The 8,565-nt window shown below is 51.9% G+C and carries 8 protein-coding genes, 1 tRNA gene and 2 pseudogenes; 4 read left to right on the top strand and 7 right to left on the bottom strand.

The window, feature by feature from the left end; translation table 11 throughout:
* Positions 1 to 941 precede the first annotated feature (941 nt).
* Positions 942 to 1,136, bottom strand: a complete 195-nt coding sequence (locus tag ACOSYY_RS07460; protein WP_421661636.1) for a hypothetical protein — start codon at positions 1,134 to 1,136, stop codon at positions 942 to 944.
* Positions 1,137 to 2,114: 978 nt separating this feature from the next.
* Between ACOSYY_RS07460 and ACOSYY_RS07455 the strand changes: the two genes are divergently transcribed.
* A complete protein-coding gene (locus tag ACOSYY_RS07455) occupies positions 2,115 to 2,285 on the top strand; it encodes a hypothetical protein (protein WP_421661635.1) in 171 nt (56 codons plus the stop codon).
* A gap of 209 nt (positions 2,286 to 2,494) precedes the next feature.
* A tRNA-Met gene (locus tag ACOSYY_RS07450) sits at positions 2,495 to 2,570 on the top strand.
* Positions 2,571 to 2,619: 49 nt separating this feature from the next.
* Here ACOSYY_RS07450 and ACOSYY_RS07445 read toward each other — a convergent pair.
* Entirely contained in the window at positions 2,620 to 2,766 is a 147-nt protein-coding gene (locus ACOSYY_RS07445; protein WP_421661634.1) for a hypothetical protein, read from the bottom strand.
* A gap of 743 nt (positions 2,767 to 3,509) precedes the next feature.
* Between ACOSYY_RS07445 and ACOSYY_RS07440 the strand changes: the two genes are divergently transcribed.
* Positions 3,510 to 3,728 (top strand): hypothetical protein, encoded by a 219-nt coding sequence (locus ACOSYY_RS07440; protein ID WP_421661633.1) that lies wholly within the window; start codon positions 3,510 to 3,512, stop codon positions 3,726 to 3,728.
* A gap of 134 nt (positions 3,729 to 3,862) precedes the next feature.
* On the opposite strand, the pseudogene ACOSYY_RS20400 reads toward ACOSYY_RS07440, so the two are convergent.
* A pseudogene (locus tag ACOSYY_RS20400) lies at positions 3,863 to 3,962 on the bottom strand (IS481 family transposase); the annotation flags it as partial.
* A 148-nt stretch (positions 3,963 to 4,110) separates the two neighbouring features.
* On the bottom strand, positions 4,111 to 4,440 hold the full coding sequence (locus ACOSYY_RS07435; protein ID WP_421661632.1) for a hypothetical protein: 330 nt from the start codon (positions 4,438 to 4,440) through the stop codon (positions 4,111 to 4,113).
* A gap of 373 nt (positions 4,441 to 4,813) precedes the next feature.
* Here ACOSYY_RS07435 and ACOSYY_RS07430 point away from each other — a divergent pair, with 373 nt between their 5' ends.
* Positions 4,814 to 5,266 carry a DUF1398 domain-containing protein gene (locus ACOSYY_RS07430; protein WP_421661631.1) on the top strand — a complete coding sequence of 151 codons (453 nt, stop codon included), beginning with the start codon at positions 4,814 to 4,816 and terminating at the stop codon, positions 5,264 to 5,266.
* A 433-nt stretch (positions 5,267 to 5,699) separates the two neighbouring features.
* Here ACOSYY_RS07430 and ACOSYY_RS07425 read toward each other — a convergent pair whose 3' ends face one another.
* The 3 genes and pseudogenes from ACOSYY_RS07425 to ACOSYY_RS07415 all read right to left on the bottom strand — a co-directional run.
* Positions 5,700 to 5,948, bottom strand: a complete 249-nt coding sequence (locus tag ACOSYY_RS07425) for a hypothetical protein (RefSeq protein ID WP_421661630.1) — start codon at positions 5,946 to 5,948, stop codon at positions 5,700 to 5,702.
* 1,456 nt (positions 5,949 to 7,404) lie between these two features.
* On the bottom strand, positions 7,405 to 8,022 hold the full coding sequence (locus tag ACOSYY_RS07420) for a hypothetical protein (protein ID WP_421661629.1): 618 nt from the start codon (positions 8,020 to 8,022) through the stop codon (positions 7,405 to 7,407).
* 251 nt (positions 8,023 to 8,273) lie between these two features.
* A pseudogene (locus ACOSYY_RS07415) lies at positions 8,274 to 8,565 on the bottom strand (type III restriction endonuclease subunit R); the annotation flags it as partial.

Genomic DNA, 8,565 nt, shown 5'->3' with positions numbered 1-8,565 from the left:
GTTCACTAGGGCATGCACACAATGAGTTCACGCGCGCTGTTTCGCGAACTCAAGGCGGTTGGCATAGATACCCGGCAGTGATGCGCCTGAGCAGTGCCACGACCCTGATTTCTCCCTAACAATCGCGCGGGTCCCAAGTAGATCTATACCGTCTTTAAGCGAGCGTGTTATAGTTCAACGTTCTGTCGGGCGATTTAATCGCTGTGGCGGTGTAGTTCAGTTGGCAGAGCAGCGGGCTCATAAGCCAAATGGATGTAAATATCCCCTTGTAATCTCAACGATTACAAGGGGTTTTATTTTGCCTTGTTGATTGCCGGTGGATGGCGGGATGTCCCGTAAAGTCGCTTGCGGGCACAGTTACTGGCATAGTGGCGGGTGAAAGAGCTGACCCGAATTGCATAGAAGGATGATTGTGCTTAGACCTTCGTATGGTCAGTGTACTTTTCCAAGAAAGTTTTGACACTGCTAGCTTTCCGCAGTTTTGTGGTAGGCAGATGTGCGTGCCAGGTATGTGGCCCACGGCTCATCGGAGAGCAAGAGCGTAAAGTCCCCTGCTCCCCCAAGACTAAATAACTCTCCATCACGACTGTCTGAACGTGCACTTGAGAGAGGCTCTGCAACAAAACCTGCTTAATGTGCCGCAACCCACCCTTCCTATTTCACCGTGAGATGGTATAGGTGATGTCTTGCGAGAAAACGTTGCCCAAGGCACCTTGGTGCATCCCGAAGCAATCCACCGTATCATGTGCCTACCAAGGGACAGCGGCCGAACAAAGAGATAGTATCCCTGCTCCGCACTCGGGCTCAGGAGTAACTCTGGTATGACTGTTTCGTCCAGTCCAAAAATGTTGCCGCCTGGTGGCAATTGTACGTTGAAGAACGGCGATCGACTGCCCGATCTTCCAGTAAAGAATTCTGTCGGATTGGGAACCGGGACCCTGTCAATCCACACCCGAATTTGAGCCGGCACCGTGCAACTCCCGGCGGCGCGTACAAACTCCTCCGTTCGCGTCTCCGGAGAGTCGTTCAAAAATGCGAAGTATGCTGTATTGATAAGCGGGAAGAACAACGACTTCCCAGCCGGAACCGTACACCGGCGATCGACCGGCCCGATGATTGAGCCGGCTAGAAACCATACCCGATCCACTTGTCGCTGAGCGCAATGCTGGCCCGTAGGATCCGTGAGCGGGCTCACGGCGGCAGGGGCTCCAAGAGCCCATTGCTCCCACTCTGTGGCCCATCTGCCGTAGCTTTGGCCCAAAGGATTCGAATTAATGGGGACAATGCGTTGCTGCAAATCTGGATCATCTGCGCAAAAAACAGGCCGCGAGGAACCTGCGAGATGTAGCGTTGATTGTAAGGGATTGCACGACTGTTTTCCTCGACGAACTAACGTGGATCCATTTCAATTCTGAATCTGATCAGATACATGGAAGATATTTAGCCTTATTACCTTGTTGGTTACTGGTAGGTGAAAATGATGATATAGAGCCGCTCGCGGGCACAGTTACGGGCTCAGCGGAATCAGTGGCATTAGGAAGGAGTCGGAAGGCCTCGCACTAGACTATCGCCTCAAAACTGGGCATAGTCGATGGTATGCTCTTTGCGGGACTGAACTATCTCATGTCTCGAATCAAATGGCCGAAGGGATAGATACGAGCCTCGATTCGAGTCTTCGTCCGGTAGCAGTGCCCGTTAAGGCGTCCATAGCGTATTTGTCGGCCATGTGACGAACTTCGGCTCCGTTGATGCGGGATAGCTAAATGGAGAGCCGTACGTGTACTCATGACAGTGTAGAGGTCTATAGATCTACCTCCTGTGAGGGACGTCCAGGAGCGCGAAAGCCGACAGGAAGCCACTCGTGGAACTGGATGTCCTTGCGCTCCTAAGAAGACATGTAGTCAGTGGTTACAGCGTTTACACCAAGGCAATATAGGTAAACTGTATAAGGGCATTACTCTAAGACTCCTTGCGCATCAACAGTGTACTACCCTACAATACGCCAATACGCCGCTCCATCAGGAGGACGGGCTCATGATCTTTGTCTTGCGGCCTTTCAGTGTTCCTTGCTCATGTACCCTAGCGCCGAACTATCCACTCGCCGAACGACCGATATGAAGGACACCCCGGAACCCTTAACCAATAAGGAAATCATTATCATCACCATTGTCCTTCTCGTTGCTGGGTGGGGTATCGCAATGCTCGTGGACACTCCATTCTTCCAACGCCTCTTACAACAATTCCTCAGCATGGTTGAAGAGTTTGATGGCGAAACTGTCGTATGAGACGTTTTTGCCCTAGCGGTTGCGCGGCTCAGAATCACTGAGAGTATGCCGATACGGACCGCTACATACGCTTCAGACTCGCGGCCAGCTCAGCGACATTCCTGCATTCGTCTTCTTGGCACTACTGCAGAAGGGGTTCTCCTACCTACGGGCACAGTGCGCGAATCTACCTTGACTACGACGCCGTAACCCGTTAATTTCTTTGGCGTGGCGGTGTAGCTCAGTTGGCAGAGCAGCGGACTCATAAGCCGCGGGTCGGCCGTTCGATCCGGCCCACCGCCACCATCTACTTTCCTTTTTGATTCTTCGCAGCTCTACCTCATCTGTGATGTCTTCAGGAGCCGGGTACGTAAACCGCTGAAACCGGGGTTACAGCCAGACCGTCTCGCTTTTCGTCTGGCTTCTTGGCGGGTTCATCCAGCTTATTGACCCATTCGCGGTTTTGACTCGTGAACAGATGCCCATACGTATCCACCGTCACCTGAATACTGCTATGGCCCGCTTGCTCTTAAACGTTACTTCGGATGAGCGCCTTGCTTGATGAGCAATGACACGAACGTATGCCGAAGGTCATGGACCGGACTTCTCGAAGACCGGCATGTTCTAGACAGCGATACCATCCCCGCCTCAGATTTCGTTCATCCCATCGGACTCGGTCAGGAGACAGGAAGACCCACGGGAGAGACTCCCCGCCGAGATTCATAGCTTCAATCTGGCGTATCTCTTTCAAGCGCTTTAATTCTTCCCTGAAGCTGACGGCTCATATCGACAGGCCGATCTTGTGTGATGTCGTCGTCGTCTCTTTCCCCATGACGACACCACGGCGGACTTCGATAAACCCGCCATTGAAGTTAAGCCTCCTCAGGCGCGCAAGAACGACTCTTCTTCGTGTGGATCAAAAGGCTCGCCCTGCTTTTCTTTGTTCGTCTTGCCATAATTTATCTCTCGTGTCCCCTTAGAATACTTGTATAAACATATGACTGAACGCATCAAGAGACGCCAAAAGAGATGGCAGACGAGGCGCTAGACTCTGAGTCTAATGCAGGCCTCTGTGGTTCAACAGTTTAGGAAGAGGTGCTAACAGTTTGCTAATGATTTTCTGATTAGCCGCACACTCCATCCCCCGCTTAAGAGGGATTAGAATTTCGAGTGAAATAGCTCATAGGTCATTCACTTTAGGGAATAGCAAAAGTAGGAACAAAAATTAGAAGCGTAGGAGGTACTATGAAATTTCTAGCGGGCGTGTTGGCTGGAATTGTGCTGGGCGGGGCGGTAGGGGCGGCCACTATGGCAGGGGCTCAGGGCCGGCCGTGGGAAGACGCTGTCCGGGACCAACAGCTACAACAAATGCAGTGGGACCTACAGAGGATTTTACAACAACAACAGATACAACAAGGCCAGCAGTGGCTGGATCATTTGCAGACACTACGCCACCCATGCTAGGCATCTTTGGCGGAAGCCTCGAAGACTACCCTTCGGCGGAATCTACTTCGGCGAGGGCCTAACCTTTAGCTGGGGGGACAAACCGAAATAAAGTTACCTCTGGGTCTGCCTTATAAGCAGGGGGAGTTTTCCTCGATGCCGACCGTGGAGTAAACCTCCTACCCAATCGGTTTGATGAGAACGCTCGACTTTGCCGCTGAGATGGGGAGTTCGCGGTCGATTGGGTCGGAACTTCGTGCACTACCGTTGCACGCGATCTCCTGGCAGTGGACGACTGTATCGTCGTGGGCTCTCCGATGGATGCCTACGGACCAGGACGATACATCAGCTCACTGAAAGGATGTGTGTGATCCCGACAATATATACCTACCCGCCTCTGATGCTAGTTTCTGATGGTATCGATGACATCCTTTCTCGTTGACCCGCCAGTGGATGGGTATACATCGCCTTGGGAGCCTACATCCTCGATGACATCCGTTCTCTTCTCTTTTCCAGGTGTCATGCTGTCAGACTGCACTCCTTTCTTCGGCGGTTGCTCCATGACATCCACCCTTTCCTGACCTCCCATTTGCTTCGTGTTCTTGGGCGCCGCATTCTCCTTTGTCCTCTCCTTTTTCCCCTGTGTCTCGGCAGCGAAGGTGCTGGGAGTCAATACCAGGGTTGCAGTCAGCACCGATAAAAATCCAACTGTTACGAGATTCTTTCTTCTCATGGCATCCTCCTAGTTATCTCCACCCTCAATACTAATATCCATTAACGTATTATAGTTCGCCTGAACGCCGTACTAGGGAAATGCATAGCGTCCCGGAAGATGATGATGTCAAGTACTTCTGAACAACTAAGGGTAACCCTTCGAAGGCCTTGAATAGGTTGTGACGTGTCGAATATTGAGCCTAGCATGGATCGTAACGGCCGTTCGGTCCAATCACCTCCTTGCGAGAAGTTCGTATCCTTGTGAGGAATCAACAAATCGCGGGTTGAAGCAAGCCTGGTTCTGTGGCGGCAGCTCATTACTATGACAAGGGCCATGACGTATTGTGGAGTGTTAGGCGCTCGGACAGTAATGTAACCTTCATGAGAATCTTATGGACGCAGATGTAGTTAGCTCATTGGCCAAGACAACGGTAGACGGTTCAATGCCGTTCCCCCGGTTTGTTGGAAAACTTATTGCCGAAGGCGTTGAGTACTATCACGTCGATTACGCCGCACACTCATTTACTTTCTACAGTCGCGCGGGTTCGACTGTTACGGCTGCGCTCCCGTTCGAGGGGCTACCATCAATCTCAGACACCTTTGATGCAACTGCGCTTAAAGCGGCAATCCTTGATAGCCAACAGCACGGACAAAGTTTCGCGCATTCTGTGAGCGTACCGTTCGTGCAGGCGTCAAGGGGTATTTTACGTTTCTTCGTGGCCAGCGGGTCATTTATCTCGGTCGCCAAGGTAATCAACATGTTGAATGGTTCCCCGGGGCGAGGCCGAGCGATGCCTAAGATCGAACTTTACGCCGGGCGGTATTTGCTATCTCTCTTTTTGTGACGGGGGCCTCAAGGGCTGACGCCCCCGAGAAGCCGCGGGTCACTCGTTCGATCCGGCCCACCGCCACCATCTAATTCCCCTTTAGAACCAACCGGACCGCCGCGATCTGATGAGACAGTGAGACGTTATAGTTCGGCTTGACGAACAACGGAAGGTCCGGAAGCTGAAGATGCTTCGCAATGGTTTCTGGGGGCGCCGTCTGGTAAACCGTCCACACATGGCCAGAGCTTAGATCGGGAAAGGCGACTTGTCCAGGCCTTGGGCTTTGCCCCTCTATCTCCTAACCTTGTCACTAGTATTCCTCAAGCAATCAAAGCTGATGGCTTCTCAGAGCGTCTGTCTTCCAGGCCGTGCTCGTGTCATATTCCACTTCCTCCAAGCACAATGTCTTGGGAACGCTTTGCAGGAAGTCTTGCCGATATCTTCACCGCGCTTATCCTCTCGCCTCCTTGCACGGCTCACTGAGCTGCCTCCAGTTGTCCTGTTGATCTTGCGATGGAAATTTTCCCTTCGCAATAATCTCGTCTGACTCGCGAATAACCTGTTCATTGACCTGCTTGCAATGCTCAATCTTTTGAGCTTGTTCCGTCTGCTGGTCGCGCTCCCTCGCGCTCGCCTGCAAGATTGTATAGAGGCCAAGACACATAAATGCCGTTAAAACGCTGTAGAGAAATGGTCTCATTTTACGCCTCCCATATGGCCTTCCCCAAATCCAAGATTCTGATTTCTCGCTATCAACCTTCATCAATAAATTGCCATCCTCTATGAATACTGTTCATCGGGTAAACTGCTCGTCCTACGCTAGTACTCCTCAAACAATCGAAGTTGGTTGGGATTCCACTTTCTCCATGCCTGCCTGGCTCGAAGTCTTGCTGGCCTTCCTGGGAGTCTTGCGGGCACCGTTAGCTCGCTCGCTAGCTTCCTAGAACGGGGGGCGGACTCCAACAACGCCTGGGCCGTGATCCAATCTCCAATCAGCTCGAAATCATCGAGATCCTTTTCCCGAAGGTTCAGACTTCCCAACGAATGCGGCTTGCGTGTCCCAGGGTGATCCAGGTACCGCAATAGAAATACCCATTCTCCATTTCGGTCTATGCTGACTTGATGAACGACACCAATCAACCCAGCCGGTATGCCGTACCTCTCATTCCTTTGTTTGAGATAAGCCCCTTCAACGATGTCATCCTTCTTCATGTAGCCGATGGTTACACATTTAGAATTACCACGTCAAGCGAGTTTGCGTAGCCAAGGGGTACCTGACAAAACCTTGACGGCCATCGTTCTTCTTCCTGTCAATTTCCTGAACATTCGTTACCGCGTGGTACTACGTAACACGTAAACCCATTGAAATTCTGACATACGTAGTTTGGCGTAACTCTTGCTTAGGTTTGTCATTAGGGGAACGCAACCAACCTAGGAGGAGACACATGCAATGCCCGAAATGCCAGGGGTTAATGATGTTAGAGCGATTTTCAGATTTCTTTCTCGTCTTCTACGCATGGAAATGCCTCAATTGCTGCGCCATTATCGATCGCACCATTGCCAACAATCGTCGTAAAAGTCTGTCTGCCCGAGAATCGCAGGTTAGTGTCGCGCGGTAGGAAAAGTAGGTGGAATGAGGACTCTGGTCCTTCGGCTAAAGTTTATACATCACGTCCGTTCGTAGCACGTATTTGGTTCCAGTCTGACTTCTTGAGGTAGCCACGGCGCAGCACGCTGAAACAATGCCTCCGCCAAAGATTTATCGTCAATCAAGAGCCGCTCATTGTTTCTAACTCCCTCAGCGATGACGCCCCCGACGGTTTCCATCTCGTAGTTGAGACCTTCACTCCACGGATCAGCGCCGTGCATTCGTCGGGCGATAGAAATTCGTGCAGATACCTTCGCCTTTTCCCCAACTACCACTCCAACCTTCGGTTGTCCCCTGCACTATTCATAGTCTTATCGTAGTTGTTGCGCGCGGATAAACGCCGCTTCATAGACGTCACCGCACGCGCGTCAAGGCAAAACTCGCGGAACCGTTGATCTTGCACCTCAGCCTATCCGTTTGGACCGATGAGTACGTCTCAGCCGCGACCCATGAGCGAGCTCGTTGGTTCCGTGAGGGAAGACCAAGGTAGACTATGCACTGATTTGAGTCAGTGCTGGTGAGAGGTTTCTGTTCGGCTGATGAGTCGGAGCGTCTTGCTGGCGAACCAAGCCCTCCAGTCCAATTTCGCGAAGAGAACGACCAGCACAAGCAGAAAGACTTGTGTCACAACAAAATACCCCCCGAAATAGGCAAAGATCGATCCTTGATCGAGCACGACCTTATTCGCAACTTCCACCGCAATGACCATCCAAAAACTATAGGTCACAAACCTTCCTATAAAAGCTGCCACAGCCACCGGCGTCAGGGGCAAAGACGTCAACCCATAGGCAATAAACAGCGAGTTCGATGGAAGGGGACTAATGGTATAGACGAGAAAGACCCCGAAGGTCATCGCACGTTGTGTCCCGAGACGGTCTTTTACCAGATCAATATTCTCTTTGGTGCGCGCGCTCAACCAGCGTTGCCTGACAATGATAAACGCCAGCTTGGCGAGGGTCAGCCTACCGGCGGTAGCCGCTGTGGCCGCAACGAGCGCGGTAAGCCACGGATTCGCATCCGGATTGGACAGGCCAACCGCGGACAACACCATCCACGTCGGAGGCGCGAAGGCGGGCAGGCTATTGAGCACAAAGATAATCGCAAAGAGTGCCAGAGTATTCATCATGGCATGAACGTGCCAGCCCTTCCGGTGGGTGCACAATTATGACATTGAAGTGAGCGCGTCACCAACGAGGCAAGCTGCATCTTTCCTACATGTCTGCGTCTACAGATTCGTGGATGTCTAAATCCTCAAAGGGATCACCCCTACAAACTTTGGAGCAGAATCACCGTACAGGCCAGGTGACGAAGGGACGTCGATCAGAGTTGATTGTACCGTTTCTGATCTATTTGATATGGGTTAAAGAGGACATGCGATCAACCTGTGACAAACTGCTTCACCAGCCCCACCAGCGTCATATTTTCAGCGATCACGTCGTGCGGAATGAGGACATATTTCCAGGGTTTCCCGCCATTGGTGAGAGAGTGGGCGGTAGCGCGGCTGCACCATAGAACTGCGGCATCCTTTTTGGCTAATACCTCTGAGGCGGTCAGTTCGTTCTTGGCTTTCGGCTCGAGCATGTAGATGCAATCCGCTGTTGCGGCCACAAAGTCGGGTTGGTAGTCGTGCTGAGAGACGCGCAGTTTGTAAGAGAGTTGGAATTGCCCC

The organism is Nitrospira sp. BLG_2 (genome assembly GCF_049222245.1).
The sequence above is the reverse complement of the archived record's forward strand: the minus strand, read 5'-3'. Positions and strand labels throughout refer to the sequence as shown.